We start from the raw sequence: 17,160 nt of genomic DNA, 5'->3' as shown, positions 1-17,160 counted from the left end.
CCCCCGCAGCTGCGGGGGCCGGGCCTGCACCATGAGCTTCCGGGCAGTGCCGGGCGGCGTATCCAGGTATCTCGACCCATATTGCCTGGAGCCTCCCCATGCCCTCCCACAGCCTGTCCGCCCGCACCTGGCGCGCCGCCCTCTGGACGCTGAGCAAGGCCAGCGCCGTCTCCGTCGCCCTGGTGGCCGGCGTCAGCTTCTTTGGTGCCGCACCGGCCCACGCGCTCGACCTCACCACCCTACCCGCCGCCACCGCCACGGCCGGCAGTTGCTACCTGGGCTGCGGGCACGCGGCCTACGACGCCAGCAACATCCTCGACGACGACCGCGGCCTCAGCGGCAACACGGGGCTCAACAGCTGGAACAGCGGCTTCTACGGCGGCTGGGTGCAGGTGGACTTCGGCAGCGCCTATGTGCTCGACCGCATCGAGCTCTACGGCGGCACCAACTACTACAACCCCTTCAGCTTGTCGGCCAGTGTTGACGGCAGCAGCTGGACGGCCATCGCCACCGGCGGCTACCACTTTGAGTCCCAGCTCAGCCAGCCCGGCCTCAGCGGCCAGAAGTACGGCGCCGTCTACGACGTGAGCCTCAGCGGCGGCAACGCGCTGGCCAGTGGCATCGAGGCCCGCTACCTGCGCTACACCGTGGGTGGCGGCTCGCCGCAATGGGGCCATCTGTTCGAGGTCGAAGCCCAGGGCCACCTGGCCGCCGCCCCCGTGCCCGAGCCCTCGGGCTCCCTGATGGCTGCGGCGGGCCTCGGCGTGCTGGGCTGGCTGTCGCGCCGCCGCCGGGCGGGCTGAACAGGGTGGGCTTGGCGGGGCGGCCTGAAGGAGAATCCCCGCCCATGGTCACCAAGAAACCCAAAGGCCTCGGCCTCGGCCTCGAAGCCCTGCTCGGCCCCAAAGTCAGCGACGCGCCGACCGCCGCCCCCGAGGGGCTGCCCACCACGCTCAAGCTCGACCAGCTCCAGCCCGGCAAGTACCAGCCGCGCACCCGCATGGACGAAGGTTCGCTCTACGAGCTGGCCGAGTCCATCAAGGCCCAGGGCGTCATGCAGCCCATCCTGGTCCGCCCCGTGGGGGCCGCCGGCAGTGGCCGCTACGAGATCATTGCCGGCGAGCGCCGCAGCCGCGCCGCCAAGCTCGCCGGCCTGCGTGAGGTGCCCGTCCTCGTCAAGGCCGTGCCCGACGAGGCCGCCGCCGCGATGGCCCTCATCGAGAACATCCAGCGCGAAGACCTCAACCCGCTCGAAGAAGCCCAAGGCCTCAAGCGCCTGACCGAAGAGTTCGGCCTCACCCACGAGCAAGCCGCCCAGGCCGTGGGCCGCTCGCGCAGCGCCGCCAGCAACCTGCTGCGCCTGCTCAACCTCGCCGCCCCCGTGCAGAACATGCTCATGGCCGGCGACCTCGACATGGGCCACGCCCGCGCGTTGCTCGGCCTCGACGGCGCCCTGCAGATCACCACCGCCACCGAGATCGCCGCCAAGAAGCTCTCCGTCCGCGAGGCCGAAAAGCTCGTCGCCAAACACCAGGGCGCAGCCCGCCAGACCCCGCTGCTGCGCGTCAAGAACGACAAGACCCGCGACGTGCTGCGGTTAGAGGAAGAACTCTCCGACCTCCTCGCCGCCACCGTCGAGATCCGCGTCAAGAAGCGCACCAAGCGCGGCGGCCAGAGCGGCGAGCTGGCGGTGCAGTTTGCGTCGCTGGATGAGTTGTCGGGGCTGCTGGACAAGCTGCGCGGCTGAGGCTGCGTCGCCCTTTAGCCCTCCAAACAGCCTCACGCACGTGAGGTCGATGCGAATGGTGGTCGATCGCCTTCACTTCGACCACACAACCTCTTGACGACGAACCCAAGAATTGCTCTCACCCGGCATGGTGCCGAGAGGAGATCAACTGTGAACATCGTCAATTCGTCGGGATGGAGTATTGAAACTCCGCAACTTGATTGGGCGCCCGGGCATTGGGATGCCTTCCTAGTTGCCTGGCCAGGGGGGCGTAACCGAAATTTTGTCGGCACCTTTGGCTCAAAGAAGGAGGCGCTGTCTGCTGCCAAGGCAGAGCTTGAGCGACGCGATTCGTTGACCCGCCGAATTCAACGCAGGGCACTACCTCATGGCTACTGTTGCTGTGCCTACCGCTCAACCCACACGGCCGCCGCCGAACCCGCGCAAGCCTTCGTCGATCACGTCGCCCAGAGGCACTTCGCATCGGGCCAGTAGCTCTCCGCAGTTCAAAGCGCCACGGCTGAGCACGGTCTTGCAATGCGGACAGGGGCGGTTGCCGGCCCCGTCCGAAAACACGTAGGGCGGTGCCGCAATCACTTCTGCACCGCGCCGAGTGATCCAGCAATCGCACTCTGCGCAGATCAGCCACTCGCCGCTGCAATGCGAGCAGCGCAAGGCATGGATTTCGGGGGCATCGCAGCAAGCCGTGGAGCGCATGTGGGTTGCACGCTCAGGCCGGCTGCGCATGCAGCCGAACGCCCAGCGCACGTGCGACGCCGGAGACGTCATCTGGGGCCTCTTCGAGCCAGGCATCCAGGTAGGCGGCCATCTCCTCGGGCGTGCGCAGGTGCTCGGCCAGGTCGTACCGGGGCTTGGGAGCGGTTTTGCGCGGTGTGTTGGCCATGGCTGCGCCGGAGCGTAGTCGATGGGCTACACGAGCGGCAATCGTCCCAACGGGGAGCGACGGCAGCGACATCAAGCGCCCCGCAACCACCTCATCAAATGCCCCGCCACCGCCGCGCTTGAAAGCAGCTCCAGATGCCCGGTGTCCGGCACGATGGCCTGGTGGTCGGGGGGGAACAGCAGGCGGCGCGCAGGGTCGCGGTGGTGGCCGAGGGCGCTGTTGAGGGGCACGAGGCCGTCGCCGAGCAGGCGGCTCTTGACGCTGCTGGTTTCGGGGCCGAGGTGGGCGGCCACGGTGTAGCAGCGCACGCCGGTGGGCAGGGGCACGGTGGGGTGCGGGCCATCGTCGCCAGGGGCGGTAACGCTGCCGTGGCGCAGGTCGGTGATGCCGGCGCTGCGCACCTTGCCCAGGCGGGCCAGCGGGGCGGCGTAGGGGGTGGCGCCGAGCAGCTGGTCTACGCCGTGGCCGATGCGTTCGAGCGGCGCGCCGAGGTGGGGGGTGCCGAGGCAGACGAGGTGGGTAGCGAGGCCGGGCCAGCTCAAGCTGGGCTGGCCTTCGGTCTGGTGCAGGGCGCTGCGGGCCACCAGGCCGCCCATGCTGTGGCCCAGCAGCACGAGGCGCTCGATGGGCACGGGCCAGGCCTGCACCAACTGCTCCAGCAGCGCGGCCAGTTGCCGGCCGTTGTCGGCGATGTGCAGGCCGGTGTTGTAGTGCAGGTAGACGGAGGTGTAGCCCGCTTCGCGAGCCAGCGTTTGGCCATGATCTTGCTGGTCGTGCCGCCACTGCAGGTCGTTCATGCACAGGCCGTGCAGCAGCACCAGTACGCGGGGCGTGGCGCCGGGCAGGCGGGCGCGCAGGGCGGCGGGGTCCAGCGCCAGTGCGCGCCCCTCGGTGCGGAGCGACATCTGGATGGCCAGCGGGTTGCGCGTGGCGGCGAGGTGGTCGCCCAGCACGCCATTGAGCGCAGCGATGAGGGCTTCGCGCTCGGGTTGGGTGGCATCTGCCTCGGGCGCCAGCAAGGCCGGCCCCAGCCAGCCCAGCAGGGCCTCGGCGCTGCCGCCGACCACACGGGTCACGCCGCGCACCGTTTTGTAGACGAGCCCGGTGAGGCCGCCGGTCTGCTCAGCGCCTGGCGTGGTGGGCAGGCTGGCGATGCGGGCATGCAGGGCCTCGACCAGCCCGGTCAGGCCCAGCACGGCATCGGTGGTGAGCCGCGCGGCACCGCGCAGGTCGGTGGGGCGGAGCAGGTCTTTGGGCATGCCCCAGTGTGGACCTGATGGGGGCGGTGCGCACCTCTAATCGACAGGGCCGTCTGCTGATGCGGAATGGCGGGTTGCGCCTGCGGCTCAACCCGCCCTACGGTTGCTGGATGCCTTTGCCGGTCGCGGCCCAATAGATCCCGCCCCACAAGTGGCCGAGGTAGTTCGGGTCCTTGTACATCTCGGCGTTATGGCCCAAGGCGCTGACAAAGACGCGGGCGCCTTCGTGGGTGTGAGACCAGGCGACCGGGTGGTCGGCGCCCATGCCGGTGGCGGTTTGGCCGGGCCAGATCTTGGTGGGGTCGTAGCTGCGCTCGTCGACCTTGAGGATGGGGTGGATGCTGACGCCGTGTGGGTTGGTGAACTCGTACCACTCGTCGCTCCAGATCCACTGCGCGGGCAGCGCGAAACTGGCGGGGTGGCTGGCGTCGGCCTTGGTGACGACGGCGCTTTGCAGCATGGGGTGGATCTTGAAGGAGCGGCCCACCAGCTGCTCGTACCAGGGCCAGAGGCCCGGCTTGCTGATGATGGCGCGGTGCACGATGACGGCGTTGCCTCCGCGCTGCTTGCCGTCGCCCTTGATGTAGGCCTCGACACCGCGCCGCTGGGCCTCGTTCAGCTCCTCGCCCGAGGTGTTGAGAAAGACGATGGCGGCGTACTTGCTGAGGTCGCCCTCCAGGGCCTGGAGCTGGGCGGTCCAGACCATGTCGAAGGCATGCAGCTTGGCCATGCGCTCAAAGCTCTCGCGCGCCACGGGGATGTACTCGTAGTGGTAGCGCGTGGGGATGGCGAGCACGAGGACGCTGAACTGCGCGTCAGCGTGGCTGACGATGGGCGCGAGCGCAGCGGTGGCGAGCAGGAGCTTGGCGAGGAGTTTCTTCACGGGCAGTGGTCTGTAGTGCTGGCCTATAGAGATGGCCTGTAGTGCGGGCCGATTCTGGCAGCGCGCCACCTGCGAACATGCGCACCTCGACAAAAGCGACTCCTATGCGCCCACTCTTGAAATCCGCCGCCTGGCTGCTGGCCACCACCCTGTCCACCGCAGCGTGGTCGGGGACTGACACCATCCAGGTGGACGCCCAGGGCGCCATCCACACCGCCGCCGGCGAGCGCCTGGTGATGCGCGGGCTGAACGAGATGTTCGTGTGGTCGCACGACCCGCTGGGCCAGACGCTGATCCCGCAGATCGACCAGACCGGGGCCAACAGCCTGCGCCTGGTGTGGGACCACAAGGTGGGCAGCAAGGCGGACTTGCTGAGGCTCATCGACGCCACCATCTCGCGCAAGATGGTGGCCATCCCCGAGTGCCACAACGCCACCGGCAAGTGGGGCGAGGCGCTGCAGGGCTGCATCAACTTCTGGAACGACCCGATGCTGATCCAAGGCATCGAGGCGCAGCGCCGCTGGACCATCCTCAACATCGCCAACGAGGCGGGCGATGGCCGCATCACGGACGAGGACTACCTGGCCACCTATGGCGCGGCCATCGAGTCCCTGCGCCGCTGGGGCTACACCGTGCCCCTCATGGTGGACGCCGCCGGCTGGGGCCAGAACCTGGACCAGCTGCTGCGCGTGGCGCCCGCGCTCTTGAAGCGCGACCCGCTGCGCAAGCTGATCTTCTCGGTGCACTCGTACTGGTCGCCCGACAAGGCGCTGGACAACTACCGCAAGGTGGCCGGTGCCGCCAAGGCTTTGGGCGTGGCCGTGGTGGTGGGCGAGGGCCCGTCGGTCACCAAGGTGGGCCAGTGCGACGACCCCAAGCCACTGCCGTATCTCGAAGGCATGCAGATCCTGCAAGAGGCGGGCGTGGGCTGGCTCAACTGGTCCTGGGGCGGCTGGCCCAATGGCGATTGCAACAACTTCAAGTACTTCGACATCGCCGATGGTGGCGTGTTTGGGCGCTGGCCCCACGAGCCCGGCGCGCAGATCGTGGCGCTCAGCCCCCACGGCCTGATGCAAAGCTCGCAGCGGCCCGCTTCGTTTTACGCCGACGGCATCGTCCGCCCCTCGGGCGTGGTCGTGCACGTGGCCAAGCCCATGCTGAAGGTGGGCGAGACCACGGCCATCAGCGTGGTGGTGGCGCCGGCCAATGCGGCCACCAAGGCCTTCAACCTCAAGCTCAGCGACGGGGGCGTCGCGCGGCTCGACCTTGAGGGCCGCCAGCTGACCGCGCTGAAGCCCGGCAAGGTGCGCCTGGTGGCGACGACGCAGGACGGGGGCTTGAGCTGGGCCACCGAGATTGACGTGAAATAGCCGCTGCCGGCAGCAGCCCGGGAAAGGCCTCTGTGCGGGCCGGCTCGGGCCTCGGCATGCTCTTGGCTGTGTTTCAAGGGCGCCTGACGCGCCCGTTTTGCAAAGGACCTCACCGCATGATTGCCCGCCTCGCCCATCTCTGCATCCATGTGCAGGACGTGAACCGCTCCATCGATTTCTACTCCCGCCAGCTGGGCCTGCCGGTCAAGTTCACCTTTGAGAAGAACGGCAAGCTCAACGGCGCCTACTTCGGCTGCGGCAACAACAGCTACATCGAGATCTTTGAAAAGCCGTACGCCGAGCGCATCAACACCTCGCTGCAGCACTTCTGCTTCGAGACCGAGGACATCGACGCCTTCATCGCCGACGTGCGCTCGCGCGGCGTGAGTTGCACCGACAAATCGCTCGGCTGCGACGAGACCTGGCAGGCCTGGATGGAAGACCCCGACGGCAACAAGTTCGAGGTCCACCAGTACACGCCGCGCAGCTTCCAGCACCAGGGCGGCGTGGCGGTGGTGAACTGGTAGGCCGTCATGAACAGTTCGAACGGTTCAACACGACGACAGCTGCTGCAAGCGGGCTTGCTTGGGCTGACGGTGGTGCCCGCCGTGCAGGCTGCTCCCGCTGTTCCTGCTGTTTTTGCCGACGGGCCGCCCGAAGCTGCGCCCCAGCGCGTGGGCCTGCGCCTGGCCGAGAACTTGCTGCGGCGCGAGCACTTCCTCTACCCCAACCAGACCCTGCACTACGCCGAGGTCGTCACTTGGCTGGGCGCACTGCAGCTGGCGGCCAGGCTCAAGGACACGGCCTTGCAGGCGCGCCTGGCGCAGCGCTTTGCGCCCCTGATGCAGCCCGGCCACGCGCTGGTGCCACCGGCCAACCATGTGGACTTCAGCGTCTTTGGCGTGCTGCCGCTGGAGCTCTACCGCCAGACGGGCGACGCCCGCTACCGACTGCTTGGCCTCGCCTTTGCCGATGCGCAGTGGGACCGCCCGGTGCCTGGCGGCCTGACGAACCAGACGCGCTTCTGGGTCGACGACATCTACATGATCACGGCCCTGCAGGGCGCTGCCTTCCGGGCCACGGGCGATGCCAAATACCTGGACCGCGCGGCGCTGCAAACCACCGTCTACCTGCAGGTCTTGCAGCAGCCGAATGGCCTCTTCCACCACGCCGAGAACGCGCCCTTCTTCTGGGGCCGGGGCAATGGCTGGTATGCGGCCGGCATGGCCGAGCTGCTGCGCTTGCTGCCGGCCGAGCACCCGCAACGCGCGCCCATCCTGCAGGGCTATCGCCGCATGATGGACGCGCTGCTGGGCCTGCAAGGCGAGCAGGGGCTGTGGCGCCAACTCGTGGACCGGCCGGCCTCCTGGGTCGAGACCTCGGGCTCGGCGATGTTCTGCTTTGCTTTTGTCGTCGGCGTGCAGCAGGGCTGGCTGCCGGCTGAGCGTTTTGGCCCCGCCGCGCGCAAGGCCTGGTTGGCGCTGTGCGCGCAGTTGACCGACACGGCCGACCTGCGCGAGATCTGTGTTGGCACCGGCGCTGCCAACGACGAGCAGCACTACATCGATCGCCCGCGCGCTGTGGGTGACCTGCACGGCCAGGCGCCGATGCTGTGGGCCGCAGGGGCTTTGCTGGGTGAGATGAAGGCATGAAGCGCCGAGGGCTGGTCAGCGGTCTGCTGCTGGGTGGCGTCGTGCCCGCGCGGTTCGCGCATGCCGCCCAGCCCTTCGTCAATGCAGGCGTGGTGCTGCTGCAGCCCGAGGCCGTGCTGGCTCAGCGCATTGCCGATACCGAACGCTTTGCCGCCTATATGCAGCAGGTCGAGGCCGCTGCCGGGCAAGCGGCCGAGGGCGTGTTCCAGCGCACGCCGGCCGGGGGCTTCCTCGTGCTGGCGCTGCGCCCGGGCGGCCGCTCGCGTGTGTGGCTCGATCTCGACACGCCCCCGCCAGAGGCCACGCAAGCCGCCATCCGCAGTCGCATCGAGGCTGTGCCGGCGGCCGAGGTGAGCGGGCTGGTGGTCGTCAGCCTGCATGCCAGCTTTTGGGGTGGCCGCCCCACCCAGCGCAAGGCCCCCGCCCCCCAGGCCTGGAAGGCTCACGCCGCCAAGTCTGGCGGCCCGCTGCCGCTGGAGGCCCTGGTCGAGGCCGTGTGGGACGAAGCGCCATGACCACGCACACACTCACCCGCGCCGAGGTCGAGGCGCAATTGCAGATCGAGCGCCGTGGGCTCAGCGCCACCGGCGAGCTCACGCTCGGGGTGTCGGGCTGGGGGCGTAGCTTCCGTGTCGTGATCGAGCTGCGCGAAGGCGCCGCCAGCGTGTCTGACAAAACCGTGCAGGCCCTGGCCGACCTGCAAGCCTTGTCGCCCGAGGCCGTGGTGCGCATCCGCGAGCTGATGTTCGAGGACCTGCAGCGTGCCTCGCACGACCACGTGGGCTATGTGCCGCTGCCGCCACCCGCGCCGCCGCCGGGCTTCTGGCAACGCCTGTTCTGGCGCGCACCGCCGGCGCAGTTCGTCGAGATCCCGCTCGACGACCCGAGGCACCCGTGCCACCTGGCCCACGGCATCGCCTCGCTCGACGCACAGATCGACTGGCAGTACGCGCGCATCGACGAGAACGAGGCCACAGAGCACCGCTTTGTACTGCTCGACGCCATCACCTGCTGGGAGCCCGAACACGGCGTGACCGTCGTCATCCGCGACGGTGCGCCCTGCGCGGTGGCTGACTACTTTGTGGACCTGGCTGAGTACGACGACGACCACGACGGCGCGTGAGGCCCGGCCCCTTGGCAAGCCAAACCGCTAGCCTTGCCAAATTTTGCCAAGCCTCCTAAGCTCCCCGCCATGAGCACCATGAACGTTTCCCTGCCCGAGGGCCTCAAGTCCTTCGTTGACGAGCAGGTCAGCCAGCGCGGCTATGGCACCAGCAGCGAGTACGTGCGCGAGCTGATCCGGCGGGACCAAGACCGGCAGCAACTGCGCCGCTTGCTGATGGCTGGTGGGCAGTCTGCTCCTGCCGTGGCCGCCGACAGTGCCTACTTCGACGCGCTGCGTGCCCGTGCCGGCAAGCCAGGTCCGCGCACTTCAACGCGCCGCAAGCCTTGAAGCACTGGCCTGCTGCGCTGCGCCAGCTGGCGCAGCAAGACGTGGACGATGCCCTGGCCTACTACCTGGCAGAAGGAGGCGAGGCGACGGGCCTGGGGTTCATCGACGCGCTGGAGCAAGCCTTGACGCACCTCTCGCGCCAGCCCGCTACCGGGTCGCCGCGCTATGCCCACGAGTTGAACCTGCCGGGCTTGAGGTCTTGGCCGCTGACGCGTTACCCCTATCTCGTTTTCTACGTTGTCCAGAGCGACCATGTCGATGTGTGGCGCATCTTGCAAGCCCAGCGCGACATCCCGGCCTGGATGCAGGACGGCGATAGCCTCTGACCCCACAAGGAGCCTTGCCATGCCCACACGCCGCCGCCACCTGATCACCCTCAGCAGCCTGGCCCTGCCCACCGCCAGCCGCGCCTTCAACCTGAGCGAGGGCGATGCCGCCGGCGGCGTGCGAGCGGCGCTGGAGCGCGGCGCGCTGGCGGCCGTGGCGCAGCTGGGCCGCACGGGTGGGTTCTTGGACCACCCGCAACTGCGCATCCCGCTGCCCGGCGCGCTGGAGAAAGCTGCCAAGCTGCTCAAGGCCACCGGCCAGGGCAAGCGGGTGGATGAACTCATCACCGCCATGAACCGCGCCGCCGAGCAGGCCGTGCCGGCTGGCAAAGACGTGCTGGTGCAGACGGTGAAGCAGCTCAGCGTCGAGGACGCGCTGCAGCTGGTGCGCGGCCGGGGTGACGACGCGGTGACGCGCTTCTTCGAGACCAAGACCCGCGCGCCGCTGGGCGAGCGCTTCCTGCCCATCGTGACCCGCGCCACCGAGAAGCAGGCGCTGGCCGACAAGTACAACGCCCTGGCCGGCAAGATCTCTGGCCTTGGCCTCGTCAAGGACGAGGACGCCAACATCCAGCAGTACGTGACACGCAAGACCCTGGACGGGCTCTACTGGATGATCGGCGAGGAAGAAAAGAAGATCCGCCAGGACCCGATCGGCACTGGCAGCGCGATCCTGAAGAAGGTGTTTGGCGGGCGCTGAATTGCGCCCAACGCATCGTTGTTGCCGTGGACGGCGTAGGAGCCCCAGATCAGCGGGATGCCCCGACGTGGCATTGCGTTTGGTGCCCGACCGGCCGGATGCCGCCGATCCCGGGCCCGTATAGGGGTGGGGTTCTGCCCCAGGACCGCGCTGTCCCGCCTTGACTCACAATGCGCCGCACCCCGGCATCCAGGGTGCCCGGCCCGCAGTTTTTGGAGATGTTCACTTGACCCGCCCGAACCTTCGCCGCCTTGCTGTTGCGGCCACGCTTGCGCTCTCAGCCGCCCTGCCTGCCCTCGCGCAGACCAAGGTCGAAGTCATCCATTGGTGGACCTCGGGCAGCGAGGCCGGTGCCATCAAGGCGATCGCCGACGCCTACCGCGCCACGGGCGGCGTGTGGGTGGACACCTCGGTGGCCATCTCCGAGCAAGCGCGCGCGGTGGCGGTGAACCGCATCGTCGGCGGCAACCCGCCGGCCGTCGCGCAGTTCAACACCACCAAGCAGTTCCATGACTTGGTCGAGGAAGGGCTGCTCGCGCCTATCGACGACGTGGCCAACCGCGAGGGCTGGGACAAGTTCCTGCCCGAGCTGGTGCTCAATTCCATCCGCGTCAAAGGCCACTACTACGCGGCGCCGGTCAACATCCACAGCACCAGCTGGTTCTGGTTCTCGATGCCGGCGCTCAAGAAGGCCGGCGTGGCCGAAGTGCCCACGACGTTTGACGACCTCTTCGTCGCGCTCGACAAGCTCAAGGCGGCCGGCCTGATCCCGCTGGCCCACGGCGGCCAGACCTGGCAGGACGCCATGATGTTCACGACCACGCTCAGCAACGTGGGCGGCAAGGAGCTCTACCTCAAGGTGCTGCGCGACCGCGACCCCAAGGCCATCCTGGGCGAGGACCTGAAGAAGGTGCTGCTGAGCTACAAGCGCCTTCAGTCCTACACCGACCGCGGCGCGCCGGGGCGCAACTGGAACGACGCCACCGCCCTCTTGATCGCCGGCAAGGCCGGCGTCCAGGCCATGGGCGACTGGGCCAAGGGCGAGTTCCTGCTGGCCAAGCAAGTGCCCGGCAAGGACTACGCCTGCCGCGCCGGCATCACCGGCAAGGGCGCCTACGTCGTGCAGGGCGATGTGCTCGTCTTCCCCAAGAACAAGGACGCGGCGGTCAGCAAAGCGCAGCAGCAGATTGCCAGCATCGCGCTCAACCCGACGGTGCAGGTGGCCTTCAGCGCCAAGAAGGGCTCGGTGCCCGTGCGGCCCGATGTGGACGCCAGCAAGCTAGACCCCTGCGGCCAGGAGGGCGTCGCCATCCTGCGCGACAAGACCCGCCTCGTCGGCAACCCCGAGATGTACCTCTCGCCCGACGAGAACGGCGCCATGGTCGACGTGCTGACCAACTACTGGAACCGCAACATCCCGGTCGAGAAGGTGCAGAAGGACCTGCTGAACGCGCTGGCCAAGCGCTGAGGCGGCGGCGATGAAACGCGGAGGTCTCACCGCCTGGGCTGCGTTGCTGCCGCTGGCGGTCGTCGTGATCGTGGCCTACCTGGGCTCGGTGCTCTGGACGCTGCGCATCTCGCTGTCCAGCTCGCGTGCGCTGCCGCGTGACGACTTTGTCGGCATGGAGCAGTACGTGCGGCTCTTCGAGAGCGAGCGCTGGCAGCAGGCGGTGCACAACATCGCGCTCTATGGCGTGCTCTACGTCAGCACCGTGGTGGTGCTGGGCTTCTTGCTGGCGGTCTTCATCGACCAGAAGGTGCGTGGCGAGAGCCTGCTGCGCACGACCTTTCTCTACCCCTATGCGATGAGCTTTGTGGCCACCGGCCTGGTCTGGCAATGGGTGCTCAACCCCGAGAGCGGGCTGCAGGGTGCGGTGCAGGCGCTGGGCTGGCAGGACTTCCAGTTCGAGTGGATCGTGGACCAGGACATGGTCATGTACTGCGTGGTGTTTGCCGGCGTGTGGCAGGGCTCGGGCCTGGTGATGGCCTTGATGCTGGCCGGCCTGCGCGGCGTGGACGAAGAGATCTGGAAAGCCGCCAAGCTCGATGGCATCCCGACCTGGCGCGTCTACGTCTCCATCGTGCTGCCCATGATGACGCCGACGCTGGCGACCGTCTTCGTGCTGCTCTCGATGGGCGTGATCAAGCTCTACGACACCGTGGTGGCCATGACGCAAGGCGGCCCTGGCACCGCCAGTGACGTGCCGGCCAAATTCATCATGGACTACCTGTTCGCCCGCTCCAACCTCGGCCTCGCGTCGGCCGGCGCCGTTGTGCTGCTGCTGTCGGTGGTGGCCATCGTGGCGCCGCTGGCCTACTGGCGCAGCCGCGTGTCGGCCCGGGGGGCGGCGGCATGAAGACGCGCAGCCTCGCCCGCCTCGGCGTCTATGGCTTTTTGCTGTCGGCAGCGGCTTTCTTTTTGGTGCCGCTCTACGTGATGCTCACCACCTCGTTCAAGAGCATGGACGAGATCCGCGCGGGCTCCATCTTTGCGTTGCCGCTGGCACCCAGCCTGGACGCCTGGCGCGCCGCCTGGAGCGAGGCCTGCACGGGCGTGGACTGCGGCGGCGTGAGCGTGGGCTTCTGGAACTCGGTCACCATCGCCATCCCGTCCGTGGTGCTGCCGTTGCTGCTCGCGGCCATCAACGGCTATGCGCTGGCCTGGTGGAAGCCGCGCGGCGCCAACTGGCTCTTCGGCGCGCTGATGGTGGGCGCCTTCATCCCCATGCAGGTGATGGTCTACCCGCTCGTCAAGCTGCTCGCGGCGGTGGGCCTCTACAGCAGCTTGCCTGGCATCGTGCTCGTGCACCTGGTGTTCGCGATGCCGGTGATGACCCTGCTCTTCCGCAACTACTACGCCGGGCTGCCGATGGAGCTCTTCAAGGCCGCGCGCATCGACGGCGGCGGCTTCTGGCGCATCTTCTTCCAACTCGTGCTGCCTATGTCCACGCCCATCCTGATCGTGGCGGCCATCATGCAGATCACGGGCGTGTGGAACGACTACATCATGGGCCTGACCTTCGCCGGCCGCGAGCACCAACCGATGACCGTGCAGCTCAACAACATGATCAACACCGTGACGGGCGAACGCCTCTACAACCTCAACATGGCCGCCACCATCCTGACCTCGGCCGTGCCACTGGCCGTCTACTTTTTGTCCGGCCGCTGGTTCGTGCGCGGCATCGCAGCAGGTGCAGTGAAATGAGCGGCGTCAACATCCAGCAGCTGAGCATCCGCTTCGGCAGCAACGAGGTCATCAAGGGCCTGGACCTGCAGGTCCACGAGGGGGAGTTCCTGGTGCTGCTCGGCCCCTCGGGCTGCGGTAAGTCCACACTCCTGCACGCCATCGCGGGCCTGATCGACGTGAGCGGTGGGCGCATCGAGATCGGCGGCCAGGACATGACCGAGGCCGAGCCCTCGGCGCGCGGCATCGGCATGGTGTTCCAGTCCTATGCGCTCTACCCAACCATGAGCGTGGAGCGGAACCTGTCCTTCGGGCCGCGCGTGTCGGGGGTCCCGAAGGACGAGATCGCACGTCGCGTGCAGCGCGCCGCGCAGATGCTGCACCTGGAGCCTTTGCTCGACCGCAAGCCGGCGCAGCTGTCTGGCGGCCAGCGCCAACGCGTGGCCATCGGCCGCGCCATCGTGCGCGAGGCGGGCGTCTTCCTCTTCGACGAGCCGCTCTCCAACCTCGACGCCAAGCTGCGCGCCGAGCTGCGGCGTGAGCTCAAGCTGCTGCACCGGCAGCTCGGCAACACCATGATCTACGTGACCCACGACCAGGTCGAGGCCATGACCCTGGCCAGCCGCATCGTGGTGATGAAGGCCGGCGTGATCCAGCAGATCGGCACGCCGACCGAGGTCTACGAGCGGCCGGCCAATCTCTTCGTGGCGGGCTTCCTGGGGGCGCCGTCGATCAACCTGGTGCCGGCCAAGGTCACGCTGGCTGGTGGCACCGCGCAGCTCGACGGCGCCCTGCCCGTGCAGCTGCCGGCGGCCGGCTTGAGTGATGGCCAATCCGTAGTGCTGGGCATCCGTCCCGAGCATGTGAACCTGCTTGATGACGGCGCCTACAGCGGCGTGGTCGAGCTGGTCGAGCCCATGGGCAACCACCAGGTGGTGTGGCTGCAATGTGGCGGGCAGACGCTGGCTGTGCTGGTGCACGACGGCCGGCATGTGGCGGCGGGCGCCACGCTGCGGTTTGGCGTGCAGGTGGGCCAGCTGTCGGTCTTTGACCAGGCCAGCGAGCAGCGCATCGATCTCGCCTGATCGCCCCGGGGGGGCGCGCACAGCCGTGCCTGTCTCGTCCGACATACACCCCATGCCGCGAGGTGTGAGGCTTGGCACGGACGCGTGCGCCCGGTGCGTCCGGTGCATGTGGCGGCTCGGCCTGCGCCCTATATTCGGCCGGCGGCGCTGAGGCAGTCTGGCGCCGGTTTGGTCCTGACAACCTTGCCTTGAGAAGCCTCCCCCGGAGACGACCCCTCCGGCGCGGGCTCACGCACGCACCCCCCCACCCATGAAACCCTACGACAAGCATCTGGGCATCTGGCGCTTTGGCATCACGCTGGCGCGGCGCTTTCGCTTCTCGGTCAAGCTGGGCGCGTTGACGCTCCTGCTCGTCCTGCCCATCCTGGCGTTGACCTTGGCCCTGGTGCAACGCCAGAGCAAGGAGCTGGCCTCGGCCCAGGCCGAGGTGCAGGGCCTGATGCTTGAGCGCGCGGTGCTGCAGCTGCTGCAGGGCGTGCAGGAGCAGCGGGTGCAGGTGCTGCGGGCCGAAGCGGGTGGTGCTGCGGCGTTGGAGGCCGCGCGCAAGCAGCAGGCCGAGGCGCAGCAACGCATCGAGACGGCGGTGGCCGGCTCGGGCCAGGCCGACCTGAAGCGCGCCTGGGCATCCGCCAGCAAGGCGCTGGAGCGCCTCAGCACGGAGGGCAAGGGCGCTGATGCCGCCACCAGCGCCGTGCTGCACGCCAGTGCCGTGCGCACGCTGCGTTCCTTCCAGGGCGTGGTGGACACCGAATACGCGCTGCGCCTCGACCCCGATGACGCGGTGCAGGCGCTGACCCAGTCGCTGGGCGCGGCGCTGTCGGCAGCCGATCAGGTCTCGCTGCTGCGCGCGGCGCGCGTGGCCAAGGCCGACGAAGTACCCGGCGCCGCGCTGCTGCTGCCCTTTGGCCAGGCCATGGACGAGCTGGCGACCCAGCGCGAGCGCCTCGCAGCCCAAGGCCTGACGGGCCTCGGCCTGCAAGCGGCCATCGACGCCGCAGAGACCCTGCGCCAGGCGGTGAAGGACGCCGCCGGTGACCCGAGCAGCTTTGACGCGCGCGGCGAAGTGGCCGCTGCCGGCTTCAAGGCCCTGCAAGACCACCTGGTGGCCGCGCTGGCCACCCAGCTGGACGCCCAGGCCCAGCGCTATGCGACGCGCCGCAACCTGATGGCCGGCGGCGCCCTCGTGCTGCTGCTGTCGCTGACCTACCTGCTGGTCACCTTCTACAAGAGCTTCACCATCGACATGCGCCGCCTCAGCTACGCGCTGCGCGAGGTGGGGCACGGCAACCTGCGCGTGATCTGCACGGTGCGGGGCCAGGATGAGCTGAACGACCTGGCCGAGCTGCTGCGCCGCATGGTGGCCGACGTGTCTGCCATGGTGGCCGCCGTGGGCAGCGATGCGGCCCTGGTCGCGCACGTGGGGCGCGACCTCTGCGAGGGCAATGAGGAGCTGTCGGCCCGCACCGAACAGCAGGCCGTCAACGTGGCACAAACCACCGGCCGCGTGCGCGACCTGGCCAGCACCGTGACGCAGAACGCCCAGGCAGTGGCCAGCGTCAACGACCAGGCCGTCACCGTGCGCGACGTGGCCGAGGCGGGCGCTGGGGCGATGGAGGAATCCATCCGCTCGGTCGAGGCCATCCAGGTCACCGCGCACCGCATGAACGAGATCATTGGTGTGATCGACATGCTGGCCTTCCAGACCAACATCCTCGCGCTGAACGCCGCCGTCGAGGCGGCCCGCGCGGGCGAGCAAGGGCGCGGCTTTGCCGTGGTGGCTACCGAGGTGCGCACGCTGGCGCAGCGCTCGGCCACGTCGGCCAAGGAGATCCGCTCGCTGATCCAGTCGTCGTCGTCCCAGGTCGAGACCAGCGTGGCGCTGATCAAGTCGGCCGGCGAGGGCATGGCGCGCATCGTCGGTGGCATCCGCTCGGTGTCCGACGGCGTGGGCCATATCTCTTCGTCCAGCCGCGAGCAAAGCGCCGGCATCGGCGATATCTCGGGCGCGATGGCGCGGCTCGACGAAATCACCGGCCAGAACTCGCAGATGGTGGTGCGCGCCGTCGAGCAGACGCGTGGGCTGGAGGCGCGGGCCTCGTCGCTCTCGCACGCGATTGGCAACTTCAAGCTCCAGCAGGGCGTGGCCGACGAGGCCATGGAGCTGGTCACGCGGGCGCTCGACTTCCGCCGCCGCTGCGCCTCGCGCGACGACTTCCTCAAGGGCCTGACCGACAAGGACAACGCCTTCTTCGACCGCGACATGTACGTCTTCGTGCTCGACACCGGCGGCACCTACCGCGCCTTTGGCGGCAATCCCGCCAAGGTCGGCACCCGCGTGCAGGACATCCCCGGCGTCAAGGGCCAGCAACTGCTCGACGACATCCTGGCCCAGGCCGCGCGCGGCACCGGCTGGGTCGAGTACGACATCGCCAACCCCACCACCGGCGTGGTGCAGGCCAAGATGTCCTACGTCAGCGCGATCCCGGGCTTTGAGGGCCTGGCCCTGGGCTGCGGCGTTTACAAGAACCTCATCGCGAGCTAAGGCAACGCTGAACAAATCCCTCGCGCGCAGCGCATCCCTGCTTTGGGCGGCCTGCGGCGTTGCAAATCCTCGCCAT

General features: G+C 68.5%; 18 protein-coding genes. 15 read left to right on the top strand and 3 right to left on the bottom strand.

The window, feature by feature from the left end:
• Positions 1–98: 98 nt before the first annotated feature.
• Positions 99–803 carry a discoidin domain-containing protein gene (locus ABDJ85_RS02945; protein ID WP_347703237.1) on the top strand — a complete coding sequence of 235 codons (705 nt, stop codon included), beginning with the start codon at positions 99–101 and terminating at the stop codon, positions 801–803.
• Between the two features lie 44 nt (positions 804–847).
• Complete coding sequence (locus ABDJ85_RS02940) at positions 848–1,747, top strand: ParB/RepB/Spo0J family partition protein (RefSeq protein ID WP_347703236.1); 900 nt, start codon at positions 848–850, stop codon at positions 1,745–1,747.
• A gap of 709 nt (positions 1,748–2,456) precedes the next feature.
• Here the strand turns inward: ABDJ85_RS02940 and ABDJ85_RS02935 are convergent.
• The 3 genes from ABDJ85_RS02935 to ABDJ85_RS02925 all read right to left on the bottom strand — a co-directional run bounded on the left by ABDJ85_RS02935 (position 2,457) and on the right by ABDJ85_RS02925 (position 4,772).
• Complete coding sequence (locus tag ABDJ85_RS02935) at positions 2,457–2,630, bottom strand: hypothetical protein (RefSeq protein ID WP_347703235.1); 174 nt, start codon at positions 2,628–2,630, stop codon at positions 2,457–2,459.
• 71 nt (positions 2,631–2,701) lie between these two features.
• The gene (locus ABDJ85_RS02930) at positions 2,702–3,889 is read right to left on the bottom strand and encodes a PGAP1-like alpha/beta domain-containing protein (RefSeq protein ID WP_347703234.1); all 1,188 of its coding nucleotides are present in this window, start codon (positions 3,887–3,889) and stop codon (positions 2,702–2,704) included.
• A gap of 97 nt (positions 3,890–3,986) precedes the next feature.
• Complete coding sequence (locus tag ABDJ85_RS02925; protein ID WP_347703233.1) at positions 3,987–4,772, bottom strand: ThuA domain-containing protein; 786 nt, start codon at positions 4,770–4,772, stop codon at positions 3,987–3,989.
• Between the two features lie 104 nt (positions 4,773–4,876).
• Here ABDJ85_RS02925 and ABDJ85_RS02920 point away from each other — a divergent pair, with 104 nt between their 5' ends.
• From ABDJ85_RS02920 to ABDJ85_RS02860, 13 genes are all read left to right on the top strand, one after another.
• Positions 4,877–6,142, top strand: a complete 1,266-nt coding sequence (locus ABDJ85_RS02920; RefSeq protein ID WP_347703232.1) for a cellulase family glycosylhydrolase — start codon at positions 4,877–4,879, stop codon at positions 6,140–6,142.
• Between the two features lie 116 nt (positions 6,143–6,258).
• Positions 6,259–6,669 carry a VOC family protein gene (locus ABDJ85_RS02915; RefSeq protein WP_347703231.1) on the top strand — a complete coding sequence of 137 codons (411 nt, stop codon included), beginning with the start codon at positions 6,259–6,261 and terminating at the stop codon, positions 6,667–6,669.
• 6 nt (positions 6,670–6,675) lie between these two features.
• The gene (locus ABDJ85_RS02910) at positions 6,676–7,794 is read left to right on the top strand and encodes a glycoside hydrolase family 88/105 protein (protein WP_347703230.1); all 1,119 of its coding nucleotides are present in this window, start codon (positions 6,676–6,678) and stop codon (positions 7,792–7,794) included.
• Positions 7,791–8,309, top strand: coding sequence for a hypothetical protein (locus ABDJ85_RS02905; protein WP_347703229.1), 519 nt, complete (start codon positions 7,791–7,793; stop codon positions 8,307–8,309). The genes ABDJ85_RS02910 and ABDJ85_RS02905 overlap by 4 nt, the downstream gene beginning before the upstream one ends.
• Positions 8,306–8,917 (top strand): hypothetical protein, encoded by a 612-nt coding sequence (locus tag ABDJ85_RS02900; RefSeq protein ID WP_347703228.1) that lies wholly within the window; start codon positions 8,306–8,308, stop codon positions 8,915–8,917. Before ABDJ85_RS02905 ends, ABDJ85_RS02900 begins: the two co-directional genes overlap by 4 nt.
• 69 nt (positions 8,918–8,986) lie before the next feature.
• Positions 8,987–9,247, top strand: coding sequence for a type II toxin-antitoxin system ParD family antitoxin (locus ABDJ85_RS02895; protein WP_347703227.1), 261 nt, complete (start codon positions 8,987–8,989; stop codon positions 9,245–9,247).
• On the top strand, positions 9,244–9,573 hold the full coding sequence (locus tag ABDJ85_RS02890; RefSeq protein ID WP_347703226.1) for a type II toxin-antitoxin system RelE/ParE family toxin: 330 nt from the start codon (positions 9,244–9,246) through the stop codon (positions 9,571–9,573). The genes ABDJ85_RS02895 and ABDJ85_RS02890 overlap by 4 nt, the downstream gene beginning before the upstream one ends.
• 19 nt (positions 9,574–9,592) lie before the next feature.
• Complete coding sequence (locus ABDJ85_RS02885) at positions 9,593–10,273, top strand: DUF4197 domain-containing protein (RefSeq protein WP_347703225.1); 681 nt, start codon at positions 9,593–9,595, stop codon at positions 10,271–10,273.
• Positions 10,274–10,499: 226 nt separating this feature from the next.
• A complete protein-coding gene (locus ABDJ85_RS02880; RefSeq protein ID WP_347703224.1) occupies positions 10,500–11,741 on the top strand; it encodes an ABC transporter substrate-binding protein in 1,242 nt (413 codons plus the stop codon).
• A gap of 10 nt (positions 11,742–11,751) precedes the next feature.
• Complete coding sequence (locus ABDJ85_RS02875; protein ID WP_347703223.1) at positions 11,752–12,630, top strand: carbohydrate ABC transporter permease; 879 nt, start codon at positions 11,752–11,754, stop codon at positions 12,628–12,630.
• Positions 12,627–13,478 (top strand): carbohydrate ABC transporter permease, encoded by an 852-nt coding sequence (locus ABDJ85_RS02870; RefSeq protein ID WP_347703222.1) that lies wholly within the window; start codon positions 12,627–12,629, stop codon positions 13,476–13,478. Before ABDJ85_RS02875 ends, ABDJ85_RS02870 begins: the two co-directional genes overlap by 4 nt.
• Entirely contained in the window at positions 13,475–14,542 is a 1,068-nt protein-coding gene (locus ABDJ85_RS02865) for an ABC transporter ATP-binding protein (RefSeq protein ID WP_347703221.1), read from the top strand. The genes ABDJ85_RS02870 and ABDJ85_RS02865 overlap by 4 nt, the downstream gene beginning before the upstream one ends.
• A gap of 250 nt (positions 14,543–14,792) precedes the next feature.
• Positions 14,793–17,084 carry a methyl-accepting chemotaxis protein gene (locus ABDJ85_RS02860; RefSeq protein WP_347703220.1) on the top strand — a complete coding sequence of 764 codons (2,292 nt, stop codon included), beginning with the start codon at positions 14,793–14,795 and terminating at the stop codon, positions 17,082–17,084.
• Positions 17,085–17,160 lie beyond the last annotated feature (76 nt).

Origin of the sequence: Roseateles paludis (genome assembly GCF_039872745.1) — a bacterium.
GTDB lineage: Bacteria > Pseudomonadota > Gammaproteobacteria > Burkholderiales > Burkholderiaceae_C > Pelomonas > Pelomonas paludis.
Note: the sequence above shows the minus strand (reverse complement) of the source record. Positions and strands in the feature narration are given on the sequence as shown.

What these genes read in the sequence shown, in the direction of transcription:
- ABDJ85_RS02860 (WP_347703220.1), top strand. Translation starts at nt 14,793, where the DNA reads ATGAAACCCTACGACAAGCATCTGGGCATCTGGCGCTTTGGCATCACG.
- ABDJ85_RS02895 (WP_347703227.1), top strand. Translation starts at nt 8,987, where the DNA reads ATGAGCACCATGAACGTTTCCCTGCCCGAGGGCCTCAAGTCCTTCGTT.
- ABDJ85_RS02885 (WP_347703225.1), top strand. Translation starts at nt 9,593, where the DNA reads ATGCCCACACGCCGCCGCCACCTGATCACCCTCAGCAGCCTGGCCCTG.
- ABDJ85_RS02865 (WP_347703221.1), top strand. Translation starts at nt 13,475, where the DNA reads ATGAGCGGCGTCAACATCCAGCAGCTGAGCATCCGCTTCGGCAGCAAC.
- ABDJ85_RS02920 (WP_347703232.1), top strand. Translation starts at nt 4,877, where the DNA reads ATGCGCCCACTCTTGAAATCCGCCGCCTGGCTGCTGGCCACCACCCTG.
- ABDJ85_RS02900 (WP_347703228.1), top strand. Translation starts at nt 8,306, where the DNA reads ATGACCACGCACACACTCACCCGCGCCGAGGTCGAGGCGCAATTGCAG.
- ABDJ85_RS02930 (WP_347703234.1), bottom strand. Translation starts at nt 3,889, where the DNA reads ATGCCCAAAGACCTGCTCCGCCCCACCGACCTGCGCGGTGCCGCGCGG.
- ABDJ85_RS02945 (WP_347703237.1), top strand. Translation starts at nt 99, where the DNA reads ATGCCCTCCCACAGCCTGTCCGCCCGCACCTGGCGCGCCGCCCTCTGG.
- ABDJ85_RS02905 (WP_347703229.1), top strand. Translation starts at nt 7,791, where the DNA reads ATGAAGCGCCGAGGGCTGGTCAGCGGTCTGCTGCTGGGTGGCGTCGTG.
- ABDJ85_RS02935 (WP_347703235.1), bottom strand. Translation starts at nt 2,630, where the DNA reads ATGGCCAACACACCGCGCAAAACCGCTCCCAAGCCCCGGTACGACCTG.
- ABDJ85_RS02910 (WP_347703230.1), top strand. Translation starts at nt 6,676, where the DNA reads ATGAACAGTTCGAACGGTTCAACACGACGACAGCTGCTGCAAGCGGGC.
- ABDJ85_RS02940 (WP_347703236.1), top strand. Translation starts at nt 848, where the DNA reads ATGGTCACCAAGAAACCCAAAGGCCTCGGCCTCGGCCTCGAAGCCCTG.
- ABDJ85_RS02875 (WP_347703223.1), top strand. Translation starts at nt 11,752, where the DNA reads ATGAAACGCGGAGGTCTCACCGCCTGGGCTGCGTTGCTGCCGCTGGCG.
- ABDJ85_RS02915 (WP_347703231.1), top strand. Translation starts at nt 6,259, where the DNA reads ATGATTGCCCGCCTCGCCCATCTCTGCATCCATGTGCAGGACGTGAAC.
- ABDJ85_RS02870 (WP_347703222.1), top strand. Translation starts at nt 12,627, where the DNA reads ATGAAGACGCGCAGCCTCGCCCGCCTCGGCGTCTATGGCTTTTTGCTG.